Below are 16,750 nucleotides of genomic sequence, written 5' to 3'. Positions count from 1 at the left end.
CGTACTGTTTGACTTGCTTGTAGAGATCATCTAGCGGACCACAGTGGGGTGGGGAATGAGCCAGGAGCCGCAGAGCATCGCGCCGTGGGCGTCGCCGGTCGCGCGCGCCCGTATCGCCGAGGTGGCGGCCGGGTTCACCGACCTGTCGCTCGACGGCGTGACCGGCACCGTGCGGCGCGCGCTCGGCGAGCATGCCCGGCGGTTCGACGACGAGGGCATCGTGCTCTACGCGGGCACCAATGTCATGAGTCCCGCGGCGCAGCGGGTCAGCGAGCCGCTCGTCAGCGCACGGCCCAGCATGGGCTGGCCCGGCGAGAAGTACCAGACCGGTCTCGACCAGCTTGACATCCTCGAGGTCCTCGCCCCGACGCTCGTGGCCCGCCTGGTCGGAGCGCGTTTCGCGGAGGTGCGCAGCCAGAGCGCGACCTTCGCCAACCTCGCCGTCTACACCGCACTCGCCGCGCCCGGAGACACGATCGCCGTCCTGCCGCAGCGGGCCGGCGGGCACACCAGCCACCACGCGGTCGGGGCACCGGGCGTGCGCGGGCTGCGGGTGGTCGACCTGCCCTACGACGTGGGCGCCCTCGACGTGGACCTCCACGCGCTGCCGGAGTTCCTCGAAGACCAGCGACCGCGGGTCGTCGTCATCGGCGCGAGCCTGCTGCTGTTCCCCCACCGCGTCGAGGCGATCCGCGAGATCACCGAGGCGGCCGGTGCGGTGCTGGTGTACGACGCCTCGCACATGGCAGGTCTCGTCGCGGCCGGGCGCTTCCAGCGGCCCCTGGCCGAAGGCGCCCAGCTGCTGACCTTCTCCACGTACAAGTCCTTCGGCGGCCCGCCCGGCGGTGTCATCGCCACCAATGACGCCGACCTCGCGGAACGGGTCTCGACGATGGTCTTCCCCGGGCTGACGGCCAACTACGACGCGGGGCGGCTGGCCCCGCTCGCCGTCACGGCGGCGGAGATCCATCAGGACGGCGGAGCGTACGCCGACCGCTGCGTGGCGAACGCCAAGGCGTTCGCCGCGGCGCTGCACGACGAGGGATTCACGGTCGCGGGTGCCGACCGCGGCTTCACCGAGTCGCACCATGTGGCCGTGGACGCGCACCTGCTGGGCGGCGGGCGGGCCGCCGCGGCCCGGCTCGCCGCCGCCGGAATCTATCTCAGCGCCGTGGGGCTGCCGTGGCAGAACGATGACGACCCGGCCGGGGACCGGGGGCTGCGGATCGGGACCCAGGAGGTGACCCGGCGCGGGTTCGGCCCCGACGAGCTGCGCCAGACCGCCGCCTGGATGGCCGAGGTGCTGCTGCGCGACGCCGATCCCGACGCGATCCGCAAGGCCGCCGCCGATCTGCGCACAGGGCTTCTGGCCAGGTGACGATCAAGGATCGTGGTCGCCCTGGGTGCTCGGATGCTTGATCGACTCGGGGAACCGACAACCACGCAGGGCGTCGAGAGCCGCCGAGGCGTCGCGCATGACACGGGTGATGAGCTCCTCGCATGAGGGCAGGTCGTCGATGAGGCCGACGACCTGGCCGGAGGCCATCACACCGAGGTCGGCCCGGCCGTCGACCATGGCGGCCCTGAGCAGCATGGGGGTGTTGGCCGCCATGAGCACCTGCGCCCACGTCAGCTCCCGCCCCCGTCTCATCCGGCTCCCCTCGCGGACCAGCTCGCCCCAGCTCAGGCCGGACAGCCTCCTGAACCGAGAGCCATTGCGTGCCGCCCGCAGCAGGCCGCGCAGCCGGCCCGCCGACTCCAGTGACGACACGAGGTCCGAGGACAGCACGCGATGCGGGACGCCGTCGACCTTGGTGGTCACGATGGTGTCGCGCACGGAGCGGCTCAGATAGACCCGCTTCACCTCGTCGGGCACCGGCGAGTCGGAGGTCAGCAGGAACCGGGTCCCCATCGCGATGCCCGCCGCGCCGTACGCGAGGGCGGCGACGAGGCCGCGGCCGTCGAAGAAGCCACCCGCGGCGATCACCGGGATGTCGACGGCCGCCACAACGTCGGGAAGCAGCAGCGTCGTGGGCACCGGGCCGGTGTGGCCGCCGCCCTCGCCGCCCTGCACGATGACGGCGTCCGCGCCCCAGGCGGCGACCTTCTCGGCGTGCCGCCGGGCGCCCACCGACGGGATCGTGACGACACCGGCGTCCTTGAGCCTGGCGATCAGCTCCGGCGTGGGGGCGAGCGCGAACGACGCGACCCGCACGCCCTCCTCGATCATGATGCCCACCCGCTCAGGGGCGTCATCGGCGTCGGCGCGGATGTTCACCCCGAAGGGCGCATCCGTACGCTCCTTGACCTCGCGGATCGCGCGGCGGGTCTGTTCCACGGAAAGGGTCGAGGCCGCGATGATGCCGAGCCCACCCGCCTTCGAGGTGGCGGCGGCGAGCCGCGCGCCCGCGACGTAGCCCATGCCGGTCTGCACGATGGGGTACCGGATTCCGGTCAGCTCCGTCAGGGGCGTACGGATCACGCGCCGACCTCGCGGTCGCGGAGCCCGCCCGGGTCGAGCACCTCACGGATGATGCGCAGCTCCTCGCCCGTGGGCCGCCTGGTCTCGGGCACCTCGTTGTCGATCACGAGGTCGAAGCCGGTACGGCCGACGACGTCCGCCACGGAGACGCCCGGGTGGACCGACCGAAGCCGCATCCGCCGGTCGGGCGTGGCGAAGTCGAGGACCGCGAGGTCGGTGACCACCACCCGGATCTCGTGCGCACCGCGATCCCAGCCGACGCCGCTCACCATGTCGACCCGGTCGACGAAGACCCGGGGCGAGTGCTTCGGGATCCAGTAGCTGGTCGTGTTGCAGCGGGTGTTCCCAGGGGCGCCGCGTGAGCCGAGAAGCTGTGCCTTGGGTCTCGTCCAGTCGCCGATGCACGAGATGTTGCTGTTGCCGTGCCGGTCGATCTGGCCGGCTCCCAGCATGACGTGCCGCCTGCCGTTCAGCACCAGCCACAGGTGGTCGCGGAAGGGCAGCCACCCGTCGACCTCCTTCGGCGTCCCGCCGAGCGCGGGCACGTCACCGGTGAGCAGGCAGACGCCGTCGTGGGTGATGAGATCGGGCTCGAACGTCAGCCGGGCCAGCCGCGCGCCGAGCACGGTGATCGCGCCGCCGATGCCCGCCGCGAGGATCTCGCCGTCGCCGCGGAACGCCTCGGCGCAGGCGACAGCGCATACCTCCGCTCTCGTCGCGCTCATCGGGAGTCCTCCTCGTGCCAGCGACGCACGGCGGCCTGGTAGGCGCCCTCGTCGCCGCTCAGGAACCGGTCGCGGAACAACGCCCACTCCGCGGGTTCGGCGGCGGACCGGGCGTACAGACGCTGGAAGGCCTCGTCGCGCTCCGCGTCGGGTTCGCACGTGGTGGGATGCGCGCCGTTCGGTGCCTCCACGACGCCTGTCACGTGGGCCCGGCTGACCAGCAGGCTCTGCACCGGACCCTCCTTGAGCAGCTCACCGGTGCCCACAAGGCGCTCGCAGCTGACGTAGGCACGGTCGGCGGCCTTGCAGTAGAGGTCGTCGAAGTAGGGGTCCGGGCCGAGGTACTGCCCGTTCCCCCGGTGATCGGCCCGGTTCAGGTGCACGAGCGCCACGTCCATCGTCAACGGCGGCACCGCGACCAGCTCCTCGCCTCCATAGGGCGACCGTACGGTCCTCAGCCCGGGGTTCACGCGCAGCACATCCGACCCGAGCCCCGCATAGGTCGGCAGGAACGGCAGCCCGTGCGCGGCGGCCAGCAGGCCGAACATGAACATTCCCTCGTCGTACTCCACGAACTCCACCGACCCGCTCTGCCGAGCCGACCGGAAATGCGGCTCCAGGGGGATGGAATCGAGCGTGACGAACGGCGCGAAGAGCCGGCGTACCTTCCCGTACGCGCACAACAGCCCGACGTCCGCGCCGCCGTACGACACGACCGTGAGATCGGTGAGCCCGGAACGGCAGATCGCCCGGACCAGCGCCATCGGCTTGCGCCGCGACCCCCAGCCGCCGATCCCGATCGTCATGCCACTCCCCATCGATCCCACGACCTGCTCGATCGACATCACCTTTTTCATTGGCTCGCTCCGCTCGCCGGTTCGCGGGCGCTTTGACGCGGCGGCTTCCCTCGTCGCTCCGGTCGCAGGCTCCCTGCGCTCCTCAGTCCAGCCACCGCGCGCCCGCTCACAGTGCTCATGGGCTCGCTCCGCTCGCCGGTTCGCGGGCGCCTTGACGCGGCGGCTTCCCTCGTCGCTCCGGTCGCAGGCTCCCTGCGCTCCTCAGTCCAGCCACCGCGCGCCCGCTCACGGTGCTCATGGGCTCGCTCCGCTCGCGGGCATCAGGTCTCCGGTCCGGCGGTCTCCTTGCCGAGGAAGGCGTCGCGGTGGGCGTCACCCGCTCCTGACAGGTTGAGCTCGTACGTGAAGCCCTGCTCGAAGCGGTAACTGCTCTTCACGTCGACGGGGTCGATGCCGTTGAGCGACTCCTTGGCGCGCCGGATGACGTACGGATCCTTCGTCGCGATCTGTGCGGCCACCGCGAGGGCGGCGTCCCGGAGCCCTTCGCGCGGCACGACCTCCAGAACGGAGCCGTGGTGGTGGAGTTCCTGTGCCGTCACCGTTCGGCAGGTGTAGACCATGGCGCGCATCAGATGCTGGGGGACCAGCCGGGCCAGATGGGTCGCCGCCCCGAGCGCGCCGCGGTCGACCTCGGGCAGACCGAACGTGGCGTCGTCACCGGCCACGACGATGTCCGCGTTGCCCACCAGCCCGACGCCGCCTCCCAGGCAGAAACCCTGCACGGCCGCGATCACCGGCACTTCGCACTCGTAGACGGCGGCGAACGCCGCGTAGCAGCCCCGGTTCGCACCGATCAATGCCTCGAAACCGGCGCTGCTCTGCAGCTCCTTGAGGTCGACGCCCGCGCTGAAACCGCGGCCCTCGGCACGCAGCACGACCACACGTACCTCTTCATCGGCCCCCGCCGCGCGGAGCGCGCCGGCGAGCTCGAACCAGCCGCCGACGGTGAGCGCGTTGACCGGCGGTACGTCGATGACGACCTCGAGCACGCCGGGAGCGGCCACCTGACGCGTGATGCCCATACACCACCTCAATACCTAACGCTTGCTTGGTAACGTAGCATGGCGGTGGTTCGAAGATCAGGGAGGACCGTGGCGATCTCCTATGACTACGACGGCCGGACGGTCCTCGTCACCGGAGGCACGAAGGGCATCGGCGCGGGCATCGCGTCGGCCTTTCTCTCGGCGGGCGCCGACGTCGTCGTGTGCGCCAGGCGCGAGCCGGAACGGCCGCCCGCGGCGGGTGGTCGTACGGCGTGGTTCGTGCGGGCGGACGTGCGTGACCCACACCAGGTCGACGGCTTGATCGATGCCGTCGCGGAACGGCACGGCCGGCTGGACGTGGTCGTCAACAACGCGGGCGGGTCCCCGTACGTCCCGGCGGCCGACGCCTCGCCGGGCTTTCACACCAAGGTGATCGAGCTCAACCTGACCGCTCCGCTGCACGTGGCGCAGCGCGCCCATCGGCTCATGCGGGAGCAAGAAGGCGGCGGCGCGATCGTGATGATCGGCAGCGTCAGCGGCGTCCGGCCGTCGCCGGGAACGGCCGCCTACGGTGCCGCGAAGGCGGGGCTGCGCCATCTGGCCGCCTGCCTCGCGGCCGAATGGGCACCGAGGGTACGGGTCAACACCGTGGTGGTGGGGCTCGCCGACAGCGGAGCGGCAGACGAGCACTACGGCGGTGCGCGGACCCTCGCCGAGGTCGGTGCGACGGTCCCGGCCGGCCGCCTCGCCACTCCCGCCGACGTCGCGGCGGCCTGCCTGTTCCTCGGCACGCCCGAGGCCTCGTACATCACCGGCTCGACCCTGACCGTCGACGGTGGCGGAGAGCGGCCGGCCTGGTCGCATCTCGTCGCCGAGGGCGCCGCCCGCGAGGCCGCGCGCTCGACTTCCCCACCCTGACCGCGAAGCCGCCCGCGCTGACGACCGCTTGGAGCACGACGGGGAGGGAGAGAGGAACCATGAGCCTGATGGCGGGACGGGTTGTGATCGTCACCGGGGGCGGCCGGGGGATCGGACGGGAGCACGCACTCGAGTTCGCCCGGCAGGGCGCACGGGTGGTCGTCAACGACCTGGGCGTCGAGTCGGACGGTAACGGCGGATCCGGCGAGGTGGCCGAGTCGGTCGCGGCGCAGATCCGGGAGTCGGGCGGAGAGGCCGTCGGCAATGCCGACGACGTCGCCGGCTGGGACGGGGCGGCCGCGCTCGTGCGGGCGGCGGTCGACGCCTTCGGTTCGCTCGACGTGCTCGTCAACAATGCCGGGTTCGTGCGGGACCGGATGATCGTCTCCATGGGCGAGCAGGATTGGGACGACGTGGTGCGCGTGCACCTCAAAGGTCATTTCGCGCCGCTGCGGCACGCCGCCGCGTACTGGAGGGAACGCTCGAAGCGGGGCGAGGACGTCGATGCCCGGGTCATCAACACCTCCTCGGGCGCGGGACTGCTGGGCAGCGTGGGCCAGGTCAATTACGGCGCGGCCAAGGCCGGCGTCGCGGCGGTGACGCTCATCGCGGCCGCGGAACTGGCCCGCTATGGCGTGACGGTGAACGCCATCGCGCCCGCCGCCCGCACCCGCATGACCGAGAGGGTCTTCGCCGACACGATGGCCAGGCCGGGAGCCGGTTTCGACACCATGCACCCGGCGAACGTGTCCCCGCTCGTCGTCTGGCTCGGCAGCGCGGAGTCGCGGCACGTCACGGGCCGGGTTTTCGAGGTGGAGGGCGGGGTGATCGGCCTGGCGACGGGATGGCGGCACGGACCGCGCGTCGACAAGGAGGCGCGCTGGGAGCCGTCGGAGATCGGCGCGGTCGTCGACGGGCTGCTCGCCGAGGCCCCCGACCCTGAGCGCGTCTATGGGGCATAGAGGGCCATCTCGGGTGAGTTGTCGTGTTCGGGTTGAACAGACGTGCCTTGATCGTCAAGCTGTACCGATCGAGTCGCACTGACGTGCCGGATGCGAGGACCCCGTGAGCCGACCCACGTATCTGCGCATCGCCGATGACATTCGGCACCGCATTCAGGACGGCCGGCTCTCTCCTGGAGAGCGGGTGCCGTCCCGCGCGCAGTTGTCCCGCCGTTACACGGTGTCGGACCGCGTCGCGATCGAGGCGATCAAGGTTCTGATGAACGAGGGCCTGGTGGAGGGCCGGCCGGGCTCGGGCACCTATGTGCGCCGCCGCCCCGAGGCCAGGCGCCTGCACCGTGAGCCGCCCGGGGTCTCGCCGCCCGTCACGCTGCACGGTGCGAGGCGGGCGACCTCGCAGGAGGCCGCCGCACCGCCGTCGATCGCGGAGCGGTTCGGCGTCGACGCCGGGTCGGAGGTCATGCGGACCGACCATGTCTTCTGCGACGGGGATGAGCCGGTCATGCTGGCCACGTCATGGGAGCCGCTGTCGCTCACGCGCGGCACCCCGGTCATGTGGCCGGATCGAGGGCCGCTGGCCGGGCTCGGCCCGCTCGACCGGATGGGCTCCATCGGTGTCACCGTGACGCGCGTCGAGGAGGCGATCTCGGTGCGCCCCGCCCTGGAGGAGGAGTCACAGGGCCTCGACCTGCCGAGGAGCGCGATCGTCATCGTGCTCAGCCGGACCTGCCTGGCGGAGAAACGGCCGGTGGAGATCGCCGACTTCGTCTTCAGCGCCGAACGACATGAGCTGTGGCAGGAGTTCGGGGTGTAACGAGCCCCGTTTCTCATCCTCCAGCGTCTTTCCAGCCTGGTTCGAGTCTTGCAAATGACGCTCTCCGCGGAGGCTCGCCCCACGCCCGGGGCGCGCCAGGCGTCGAGACGGACTCACCCCGGTCCGCTCCGCAAACGTGAGAGGCGCTGACCAATGATCGGATCCAAGCGACATCGGAGCCCGCGAATCGCAGGCCTGGCCATGCTGTGCTCCGCAGCTCTCGTCGCCGGCACCATCGGTACCGGCCTGGCGGCGGCCGGTACAGCCCGGGTGGCCCCCCGGCTCAACTCCATCGATTTCGATTTCGACAAGGGCAACGCGCTCCCCGACGTCCTGTACGGAAGGGTCGGCGAGGCCATCAAGAAGTACGTATCCCCCAAGGGAACCGACGCCACGCTCGTCTTCCGCATCGCGGCCCTCGCCTCGGTCGCGCACTTCGACGCGATCGCGCCCTACCGTCCCACGGCCGTGGGAATCTACTCCAACCTCGGCCGTCGTCCGGCTGAGGAGAGCGCCGGCAACCGGAACAGAAACATCGCGATCCTCTACGCGTCCTATCGCGTCTACAACAGCCTCATCCCAGAGGGCGCGGCGGACTGGCGCAAGATAATGACCGACGTCGGGCTGAACCCGGACGACGACCAGGAGAACGCCACCACGGCGATCGGCATTGGCAACCTCGCGGGCAAGTCCGTCAACGCCGCCAGGCTGCATGACGGCATGAACCAGCTGGGCGACGCCGGCGGGCGCAAGTACAACCTGCAGCCCTACGCCGACTATCTCGGATTCAAGCCGGCGAACACGGCCTATGAGATCCGGGACCCGTCGCTCTGGCAGCCCGCCGTCGTTACCAAGGGCAACGGCATCTTCCAGGTTCAGCAGTTCGTGACGCCACAGCTGATGGTCACCAAGCCGTTCACCTACGACGACCCGAAGAAGTTCCTCATCCCCCCGCCGCACAACAGCGACTACGAGGGGAACCGTGCGGGGTACAAGCGCCAGACGGACGAGGTTCTCGCGGCGTCGGCGGGGCTGACCGACGCAACGAAGATGAGGGCGGAGTTCTTCGACGACAAGTTCCGGGGCATCGGCTACTCGAGCGCCGTTGTCGCACTGAACAGAGGAATCGGCATCGACAAGTTCATCGACCACGTCACCGCGGCCGACATCGGGGTGTTCGACGCATCGATCTCGGTCTGGTACGACAAGTGGAAGTATCAGGCCGTCCGCCCGTTCACCACCGTCCGCGTTCTCTACGGCGGCCAGAAGGTCACCGCGTGGGGCGGGCCCGGCAAGGGCACCGTCGAGGACCTGCCGGCCAAGGATTGGCGGCCGTACCTGGGCACTCCAGATCACCCGGAGTACCCCTCCGGCTCGACCGCCGCGTGCGCAGCGACCGCGCAGGCCGGGCGGCGCGCCTTCGGCACCGACGACATCACACTCTCGTACACCTTCGCCAAGGGTTCCTCGAGCGTCGAACCGGGGCTCACGCCGACCGCGGCCACGACCCTGAGCTGGACGACATGGTCCGACTGGCTCCGGGACTGCGGTCTCAGCCGGCTCAACGGCGGCGTCCATTTCAAGGCGGCCATCGAAGCCTCGAAGAAGCTCGGTCCGCAGTTCGGCGACCGGTCCTACGACCTCGTGCAGGCTCATGTCGCGGGGAAGCGCGGCTCGGGCGGCTGAACCGCCCCCCGCACCAGGTGATCCGCACCGAACCGCCGCTCCCCAGGGGCCGGGTCGACGAGGTGGATCCGGCCCCTGGCCATGACGATGCCGACCGAGGCACTGGCCCCGGACACGGGCTACTCACCCGGTGGCCGGCGGGAGTTCGCTTCCGGCGTCGGCCGCTTCGGCGAGCCGGTCGCGCAGGGTGCGCACCAGTTCGTCGCTCTGGTGGGTGAGCCGTTCGATGGCCGGCAGGGCAAGGTCCTCCCGTACGGTGTCGGCGAGCAACTCGTCGTACTCCTCGGCGCGTGCCGACAGCGTGTCCAAGTGCCGGTGCGCGCGGAATGCCTTGTCGGCGGCCCTGGTCCGCTCCGCGTAGCGCTCCAGCGCCTCGATCCGCCGGGTCACCGCCGCTACCGACAGGTCCAGCTTGTGGCGGAGCGGCCGGATGGCGGCCTCGACCTCGGGCGCCGCCCCCGACGCGAGGAAGGCCTTCTGCTCGCCGCGCAGCCGCGCCTGCCGGGCCAGCACCTGGGCGATCTCCCACTCCTGCCGGGGCAGCGTCACGGCGTTGTCGACGGTGTCGAGCAGACCCTCCTTGTTGACCTCCGACCCCTGCACGGTGTCGATGGCGCCTTGTACCCGCGCCAGCAGTGTCCGGCCCTCCTCGTCGAAGTCCTCCGGCGTCACGTAACGGTCCCGGCGCAGCTTCAGCGCGCGGGCCCGGCGCATGTCGTCGCTGAGGTAGCGGCCGGTGAGCGCGATGACCGCCAGCGGGATCAGGCTGAGGCCCCAGGCGCCGCCGAACGCGATGCCGAGCACGCACAGCAGGGGGATGGCCAGCGGAGCCGTGCGATGCAGGATCCCGTGCTGGGCGACGAGCGCGTCGAGTTCGGGTCGCAGGCCGGGGTCGGCCACGGGGCGGGTTTCCGCCGGAGCACGCTCGTCGGCGTCCGAGGGTGCCCCGACGAGCCGCCAGTAGGTCGAGACGTGCGTCTCGAAGGCGAAGTCGTCGGGCCTGATCTCGACCTCGGTCGGGCCGATCGGCAGCGGCCACGAGCCGATGGGGTCGCCGCCGCCGGGCCCGGCGAACCGGACCCACCAGCCCCCCTTGCCATCGTCACAGCGGTAGCGGCCAGGGGCGATGTCGATCCCGACGAAGAACGTGCCGGTCCCGGGGATGGTGTGCCTGCCGACACCACTGGTCACTGCGCGACCTCCGACCAGAGGAGTTCCCGATCACCCTCATCAAGGAGACGTGTACCGGACGGTACAAGTTGCCCCTTACCCACATGAGGTTGTTGGAAGTCGTCCTATCGCGGACCAGTCAGCCGACTTCCTCGATCAGGCGTAGCAGTGTGTAGGCGGCGATGGTCGGAGAGTCGGTGATCTCACCGTCGCGGATCATCTGTTCCACGTCGCCTCGGCCGAACCAGCGTTGTGTCATGCCCTGTTCGGTGTGCTCCCGGGCGACCGGGCCGGCGGTCAGGTCGGTGGCGAGGAAGGCTTCGCACTCCTGGCTGGTGAGGCCCGGTGCCAGGGCCAGCCGGCCGAGCCTGCGCAGCGTCCCCGCCCGCAGGCCCGTCTCCTCGGCCAGCTCGGCGTGCGCCAGATCCTCGGCCGGTGCCGCCCGGTCGTCCGACCAGGTCCCCTGAGGGAACTCCCATGACCGCCGGCCGACCGGATAGCGGAACTGCTCGATCAGATGGAAGCCGTCGTTCTCCATGGGAATGATCAGTGCCGCCGTGGGTTTGTCGACCACGGTGTAGATGCCCGACGAACCGTCGGGCAGCCGGATCTCGTCCTCTCGCAGGGAGATCCAGCGGTTCTTGTACAGCAGGGTGGTGGCGGTCTGAATCATTCGACCACTGTGGCAGGTGCGCTGGCCGCGATCGTGCGGGCCCGGCCGGCCGTCATCCCAGGGACCCCCTCCAGCAGCGCGATGGCGATCATGATGGCGACCGGAAGGGTCCAGCCGTTCGACAGGTCGTGCAGGAGTCCCACGGCGAACGGGCCGATCGCCGCGATGAGGTAACCCACGCCCTGGGCCATGCCGGACAGGCGGGCGGCCACCCGGGCGTCGCCGGACCGCAACCCGATGAAGGCGAGCGCGAGGGCGAAACCCGCGCCCTGGCCGAGACCGAGCGCGACCGCGCTGACCCAGATCAGCCCGACGGGTGCCCAGGCGACGCCGGCGAAGCCGACGGCGGTGAGCGCGACGACCGCGAGCACGATCGGCCGCTGGTCGCGCAGGTGCCGGTCGATCGCGGGCACGAGGAGCGAGCCGGTCGCCTGTACGAGGCAGGAGACCGCGAGCACCAGGCCCGCGCCGCCCTCTCCCATGCCGCGGTCCTGGCACAGCGTGGGAAGCCAGGCGAAGACCACGTAGGCGAGCAGGGACTGCAGGCCCATGAAGCCGGTGACGTGCCAGGCCAGCCGGTTTCGCCAGAGCCCCGCCGAGACGGTGCCGCCTGCGATGGGCCGGCGCGCGGCCCGGAGGGCTCGTGGCGACCAGACCAGGCCGGCGAGCAGCGCCGGGGCGGCGAGCAGGACGAGCGGAAGCCGCCATCCGGAGCCGGCCGATTCCTGGATCGGCACAACGACGCCCGAGGCGATGGCCGCTCCCAGCGTCACCGCGGTCGTGTAGACCGCCGTGACGAACGTCACGGACTCGGGTTGGTCCCGCTTGATGAGCGCCGGTGCCGCGACGTTGCCGACGCTGATCGCCAAGCCGACCAGCAGCGCACCGGTGAAGAGCGTGAGCTGCCAGGGACCGGAGCGGACGAGGATCCCGACGATCAGCAGCGCCATGCTGCCCGCGAGAAGGACCTCCTCCCGGACTCGGCGGGTCAGCGCGGGGGCGATCAGCCCGAAGAGCCCGAAGCACAGCACCGGCAGGGTGGTGAGCGCCCCCGCGGCCGCGTTGGACAGGCCGAGATCCCCACGGATGTCGGCGAGCAACGGTGCCACGCCGGTGACCGCAGGCCGCAGGTTGATCGCGATCAGCACGATGAGGATCAGCGACCGGCCGTGCCGGAGCAGGAAGGGACGCGAGGGTGTTGTGATCAGCTGGGGGGTGGGCCTGGCCACGAAAGAGACCTCCGATTCTGTTGCGGTCGCCAGGGTTTCATGCCGCGATGTCCGGGTCGTCGGCGCCATCGGCCGGTGGAAGACTCGTAGGGCCGTCCGCCCGTTCCGCAGGGAGTTCGATGAACGCCGATCATGACCCGCCATGGGCGATGCAGCTCGCCGTGCGCGCCGAGAGGGCGGCGCCGCCCGCGCACAGCGCAGTGTGCGCGGCCGCCGCGATGGCCGTCGTGCGCCTGCTCACCGATCCCCGCTCGACCGATGGGGAGTGGTCTGAGGCGGTGGGCAGGTGGGAGTCGGGCCGGATCCGCAAGGTCGCGCGGCGGGCCCGCGGTGTGCGCTGGCCGGCCGCTCAGGAGATTCCCGGCGTGACCGTGGACCACGGCGGCGCGCAGGTTCGGGCGTTCCCGCCCGCGCCGGTCACCGAGGTGCCGCCCGAGCTGGCCAGGCTGCAGGTGGCCGGGCTCGATCTGGACGACGACGAGGAGCCCAAGCCGCCTCCTGCGCGGCCGTACGCCGCCATCGCGCTCAACCCGCACGTCACGATGAGCACCGGCAAGGCAGCGGCGCAAGCCGGGCACGCCGCCCACCTGCTGCTGCGTCAGTCCGGAGCGGCCGCCCGCGAGGACTGGCTCGGGGCCGGTCTCGCCGTCCATCTGGTGCGTGGCGTGCCGTGGGAGGAATGCGTAGGACAGGCCGCCGTCGCGGTACGGGACGCGGGCTACACCGAGGTGCCGCCCGGCACGATGACCGCCATCGCGTGGATCGTGTCGCACTGAGCCGGCGGGCCCCGAGTCCCAGGTCCCCGAGCCCGGTCCAGAATCCTTAAGTCCGCTTTCGGTGTCCTTTGTTGTGATCGTGCGTACCGCCCCGGAAGGCCGGGACGGTCGAACACAGCGGAGGGAAGCGGAGCATGGCTCTCAGCAGACGAGTCAAGATCACCTTGGCCGGAGCAGGGCTGGCCGGGGTGGCGTTGGTCACCGCCGGTGGCACGGCGCTCGCCGCCGGTCCCGACGGCGGAATGACCGAGCTTCAGATCGTCGACCGGCACGGCGCGGGAACGGCCGCCGCGGCGGAATCGGTGACGGCCCCGGACGAGGACTGCCCTGAGAAGACGGCGTCGGCCACCGGAGCGGTGGACACGCGATGAACGAGCCGGACACCGCCCGGGCCCGCATGGGCTCGGGCGGCCCGCCGGGGCAGGACCCGGGCCCGGCCGGTGCCCTCACCGGGACGGCGCTGCTGGAGCGGGCGGTGTTCGAGGTCAAGCGGGTCATCGTCGGGCAGGACCACATGGTCGAGCGACTGATGGTCGCGGTGCTCGCCGGCGGGCACTGCCTGCTGGAGGGCGTTCCCGGTGTGGCGAAGACGCTCGGCGCCGAGACCCTCGCCACAGTGGCGGGCGGGACGTTCGCGCGGATCCAGTTCACCCCCGACCTGGTGCCCTCGGACATCGTGGGCACCCGTATCTACCGGCCCTCGACCGAGAGCTTCGACATCGAGCTGGGCCCGGTGATGGCCAACATCCTGCTGGCCGACGAGATCAACCGGGCGCCCGCCAAGGTGCAGTCGGCCCTGCTCGAGGTGATGGCGGAGCGCAAGGTCAGCATCGGCGGCCGCACCTTCACCGTGCCGGAGCCGTTCCTGGTGCTGGCCACCCAGAACCCGATCGAGTCCGAGGGGGTCTACCAGCTCCCCGAGGCACAGCGGGATCGGTTCCTGATGAAGATCGACGTGGGCTACCCATCGGAGGCCGAGGAGCTGGCGATCCTCTACCGGATGAGCGTGAACCCGCCCACGCCCTCCGTGCTGCTCGACACCGACCGGCTGATGGCGCTGCGGTACGAGGCGGACCGGGTGTTCGTGCACGACGCCATCGCGCGTTACGCCGTACGGTTGATCGCCGCCAGCCGTGACCCGGTCGGCTGCGGAATCCCCGACGTGGCCCGGCTGATCTCCTATGGGGCCAGCCCACGGGCCACCCTCGGGCTGGTCGCCGCGGCCCGCGCACTGGCCCTGCTGCGGGGCCGGGGTTACGTGCTGCCCTCCGATGTGCGCGACCTCGCCGGTGACGTGATCGCCCATCGCCTGGTGCTGTCGTTCGACGCGCTCGCCGACGGGGTGTCGGCGCGGTCCATCGTCGACCGGATCGTCGACGCCGTTCCGCTGCCCAGGGTCGCGCCGCGCGACGACGACGCCCTCGACGGGCGGCCCGGCGACGGGACACCCCCCAACGGGCGGCCGATGAAGGGGGCGGCCGCGTGACGACGCCCGATCTGCGCGACCTTGCGCCCGAGCAGGCGCTGCGGAGGCTGGAGCTCACCATCGTCCGGCGCTTGGACGGACTCCTGCAGGGCGACCACCTCGGTCTGGTGCCCGGCCCCGGCACCGAGGCCGCCGAGGGGCGCGAGTACGTGCCGGGCGACGACGTGCGGACCATGGACTGGAACCTCACCGCCCGTACGACGGCGCCCCACGTGCGCGACCGCATAGCCGACCGGGAACTGGAGACCTGGGTGCTGGTGGACGCGACCGCCAGCATGGACTTCGGCACCGGCCGGGTGGAGAAGCGCGATCTCGCGGTCGTCGCCGTGGCCGCGATCGCCTTCCTCACCGAGCGCGCCGGCAACCGGATCGGTGCGCACATCCTCGTCGACGGTGAGGCGCGGCACGTGCCGGCGCGCACCGGACGCCCTCACCTGCTCGGACTGCTCCGGGCTCTGCTGAACGTGCCACGCGCCGCCCCCGGTGGCCGCGCCGCCGCCTCGCTCGGGGCGGGCGCCCAACTGCTCGGCCGGACGACCGGGCGGCGCGGGCTCGTGGTCGTGGTGTCGGACTTCCTCGAGCCGGTGGAGTCGTGGGAGCGGCCGCTGCGGCTGCTGGCCGGGCGGCACCAGGTGCTGGCCGTGGAGGTGCTCGACCCGCGTGAGTTGACGCTGCCGGACGTCGGGCTGCTCACGGTCGTCGATCCCGAGACCGGCCGGCGGCGGGAGATCCCGACCGCCGCCAGGCGGCTGCGCGAGCGCTACGCGGCGGCCGCCGCAGAGCAGCGGACGGCCATCGCGACGGCGGTGCGCCGGACCGGGGCGGCGCATCTGCGGCTGCGCACCGACGGGGACTGGATGCGCGACATCGTCGCGCACGTCCTGGCCCGGCGCAGGACGGCCGCCGCCGCGCCCCCGCCGGCGGCCGGCACGGGGGTGCGCCGATGAACTTCCTCGCGCCCGGCCGGCTCCTGCTGCTCACGGCCCTCCTCGTCCTGACCGCCCTGTACGTCGTGCTGCAACTGCGGCGTGGCAGGTACGCGGTGCGGTTCACCAATCTCGCCCTGCTGGAGAAGGTCGCCCCGGTGCGGCCGGGCTGGCGCAGGCACGCTCCGGCGGCAGCATTCCTGCTCATGCTGGGGCTGTTCGTGACCGGCTTCGCCCGCCCCACCACCGATGTACGGGTCCCGCGTGAACAGGCGACCATCATGGTGGCCGTCGACGTGTCGACCTCCATGGAGGCGACCGACATCGAGCCGAGCCGGATAACTGCGGCCAAGGGGGCCGCCCGCGCGTTCGTGAACTCGCTGCCCGCCCGCTTCAACGTCGGGCTGGTCGCCTTCTCCGGCAGCGCCACGGTGACCGTCGCGCCCACCACCGACCGGCGCGCGATGCTCGCGGGCATCGACCGCCTCACCCTCAGCCCGCGCACCGCGATCGGCGAGGGCGTCTTCACCTCGCTCCAGGCGATCACGGACTTCGGCGTGCAGTTCGGCGAAAGTGCCCCACCGGGACGCGTCGTGCTGCTGTCCGACGGCACCAACACCGCCGGCCGCAGTCCCGTGACGGCCGCCGAACGGGCGGCGCAGACGCGCGTCCCGGTCTCGACGATCGCCTACGGCACCGCCGAGGGCGTCATCTACCAGAACGGGACACCGGTCGCGGTGCCGGTCGACGGGCCCGCGCTGGAACGGCTCGCGCAGGAGACCGGCGGACGGTTCTACGAGGCCGCCACCGGCGACGAGCTGCGCCAGGTCTACGAGGACATCGGCAGCAGCGTGGGATACCGCACCGAGCGGCGGGAGATCTGGGCGTGGTTCATCGGCGCCGGTCTGCTCTTCGCCTGCGCCGCGGCCGCCGGGTCCCTCCTCTGGTTCTCCCGAATCCCCTAAGGAAGTGTGCTTGACGTCCTCTCCCGCCTGAAGACGGGAGATTCCAACCTCTCAGACAGGAGAAGCCGGTGGTTCGCGGTTCACGGCCCCGTCCAACG

General features: G+C 71.4%; 17 protein-coding genes. 10 read left to right on the top strand and 7 right to left on the bottom strand.

Going from position 1 to position 16,750, the window contains the following annotated elements; all coding sequences use genetic code 11:
- The first annotated feature begins 55 nt into the window (after nt 1–55).
- A complete protein-coding gene (glyA, locus tag HKK74_RS01245; protein WP_187241044.1) occupies nt 56–1,378 on the top strand; it encodes a serine hydroxymethyltransferase in 1,323 nt (440 codons plus the stop codon).
- A gap of 3 nt (nt 1,379–1,381) precedes the next feature.
- Here glyA and HKK74_RS01240 read toward each other — a convergent pair whose 3' ends face one another.
- From HKK74_RS01240 to HKK74_RS01225, 4 genes are all read right to left on the bottom strand, one after another.
- On the bottom strand, nt 1,382–2,479 hold the full coding sequence (locus HKK74_RS01240; protein WP_187241401.1) for an NAD(P)H-dependent flavin oxidoreductase: 1,098 nt from the start codon (nt 2,477–2,479) through the stop codon (nt 1,382–1,384).
- Entirely contained in the window at nt 2,479–3,207 is a 729-nt protein-coding gene (locus HKK74_RS01235; RefSeq protein ID WP_187241043.1) for a CoA-transferase subunit beta, read from the bottom strand. The genes HKK74_RS01240 and HKK74_RS01235 overlap by 1 nt, the downstream gene beginning before the upstream one ends.
- Nucleotides 3,204–4,064 (bottom strand): CoA transferase subunit A, encoded by an 861-nt coding sequence (locus HKK74_RS01230; RefSeq protein ID WP_246491102.1) that lies wholly within the window; start codon nt 4,062–4,064, stop codon nt 3,204–3,206. The genes HKK74_RS01235 and HKK74_RS01230 overlap by 4 nt, the downstream gene beginning before the upstream one ends.
- Nucleotides 4,065–4,324: 260 nt before the next feature.
- A complete protein-coding gene (locus HKK74_RS01225; RefSeq protein ID WP_187241042.1) occupies nt 4,325–5,086 on the bottom strand; it encodes an enoyl-CoA hydratase family protein in 762 nt (253 codons plus the stop codon).
- 69 nt (nt 5,087–5,155) lie between these two features.
- On the opposite strand from HKK74_RS01225, the gene HKK74_RS01220 reads away from it, so the two are divergent.
- The 4 genes from HKK74_RS01220 (at nt 5,156) to HKK74_RS01205 (ending at nt 9,427) form a co-directional block, all read left to right on the top strand.
- Entirely contained in the window at nt 5,156–5,965 is an 810-nt protein-coding gene (locus tag HKK74_RS01220; protein WP_312881156.1) for an SDR family oxidoreductase, read from the top strand.
- 59 nt (nt 5,966–6,024) lie between these two features.
- Nucleotides 6,025–6,927 (top strand): SDR family oxidoreductase, encoded by a 903-nt coding sequence (locus HKK74_RS01215; RefSeq protein ID WP_187241040.1) that lies wholly within the window; start codon nt 6,025–6,027, stop codon nt 6,925–6,927.
- 103 nt (nt 6,928–7,030) lie between these two features.
- Nucleotides 7,031–7,741 carry a GntR family transcriptional regulator gene (locus tag HKK74_RS01210; protein ID WP_187241039.1) on the top strand — a complete coding sequence of 237 codons (711 nt, stop codon included), beginning with the start codon at nt 7,031–7,033 and terminating at the stop codon, nt 7,739–7,741.
- A gap of 153 nt (nt 7,742–7,894) precedes the next feature.
- Nucleotides 7,895–9,427 (top strand): DUF6851 domain-containing protein, encoded by a 1,533-nt coding sequence (locus HKK74_RS01205; RefSeq protein WP_187241038.1) that lies wholly within the window; start codon nt 7,895–7,897, stop codon nt 9,425–9,427.
- A 123-nt stretch (nt 9,428–9,550) separates the two neighbouring features.
- Here the strand turns inward: HKK74_RS01205 and HKK74_RS01200 are convergent, their stop codons facing one another.
- The 3 genes from HKK74_RS01200 to HKK74_RS01190 all read right to left on the bottom strand — a co-directional run bounded on the left by HKK74_RS01200 (nt 9,551) and on the right by HKK74_RS01190 (nt 12,499).
- Nucleotides 9,551–10,618 (bottom strand): Rv1352/Rv1906c domain-containing protein, encoded by a 1,068-nt coding sequence (locus HKK74_RS01200; RefSeq protein ID WP_187241037.1) that lies wholly within the window; start codon nt 10,616–10,618, stop codon nt 9,551–9,553.
- A 118-nt stretch (nt 10,619–10,736) separates the two neighbouring features.
- Nucleotides 10,737–11,270, bottom strand: a complete 534-nt coding sequence (locus tag HKK74_RS01195) for an NUDIX hydrolase (protein WP_187241036.1) — start codon at nt 11,268–11,270, stop codon at nt 10,737–10,739.
- A complete protein-coding gene (locus HKK74_RS01190; RefSeq protein WP_312881154.1) occupies nt 11,267–12,499 on the bottom strand; it encodes a CynX/NimT family MFS transporter in 1,233 nt (410 codons plus the stop codon). Before HKK74_RS01190 ends, HKK74_RS01195 begins: the two co-directional genes overlap by 4 nt.
- Nucleotides 12,500–12,618: 119 nt before the next feature.
- Between HKK74_RS01190 and HKK74_RS01185 the strand changes: the two genes are divergently transcribed.
- From HKK74_RS01185 to HKK74_RS01165, 5 genes are all read left to right on the top strand, one after another.
- Nucleotides 12,619–13,275, top strand: coding sequence for a hypothetical protein (locus HKK74_RS01185; protein WP_246491101.1), 657 nt, complete (start codon nt 12,619–12,621; stop codon nt 13,273–13,275).
- A 134-nt stretch (nt 13,276–13,409) separates the two neighbouring features.
- Entirely contained in the window at nt 13,410–13,646 is a 237-nt protein-coding gene (locus HKK74_RS01180; protein ID WP_187241034.1) for a hypothetical protein, read from the top strand.
- Nucleotides 13,643–14,761 (top strand): AAA family ATPase, encoded by a 1,119-nt coding sequence (locus tag HKK74_RS01175; protein WP_222721732.1) that lies wholly within the window; start codon nt 13,643–13,645, stop codon nt 14,759–14,761. The genes HKK74_RS01180 and HKK74_RS01175 overlap by 4 nt, the downstream gene beginning before the upstream one ends.
- Nucleotides 14,758–15,708: a DUF58 domain-containing protein gene (locus HKK74_RS01170; protein WP_187241033.1), complete on the top strand. Its 951-nt coding sequence runs from the start codon at nt 14,758–14,760 to the stop codon at nt 15,706–15,708. Before HKK74_RS01175 ends, HKK74_RS01170 begins: the two co-directional genes overlap by 4 nt.
- Nucleotides 15,705–16,652, top strand: a complete 948-nt coding sequence (locus HKK74_RS01165) for a VWA domain-containing protein (protein ID WP_187241032.1) — start codon at nt 15,705–15,707, stop codon at nt 16,650–16,652. The genes HKK74_RS01170 and HKK74_RS01165 overlap by 4 nt, the downstream gene beginning before the upstream one ends.
- Nucleotides 16,653–16,750: the final 98 nt, after the last annotated feature.

This window comes from Actinomadura alba (assembly GCF_014323705.1).
In the GTDB taxonomy this organism is placed as follows: domain Bacteria; phylum Actinomycetota; class Actinomycetes; order Streptosporangiales; family Streptosporangiaceae; genus Actinomadura_C; species Actinomadura_C alba.
This window is presented reverse-complemented; position numbering and strand designations above follow the sequence as displayed.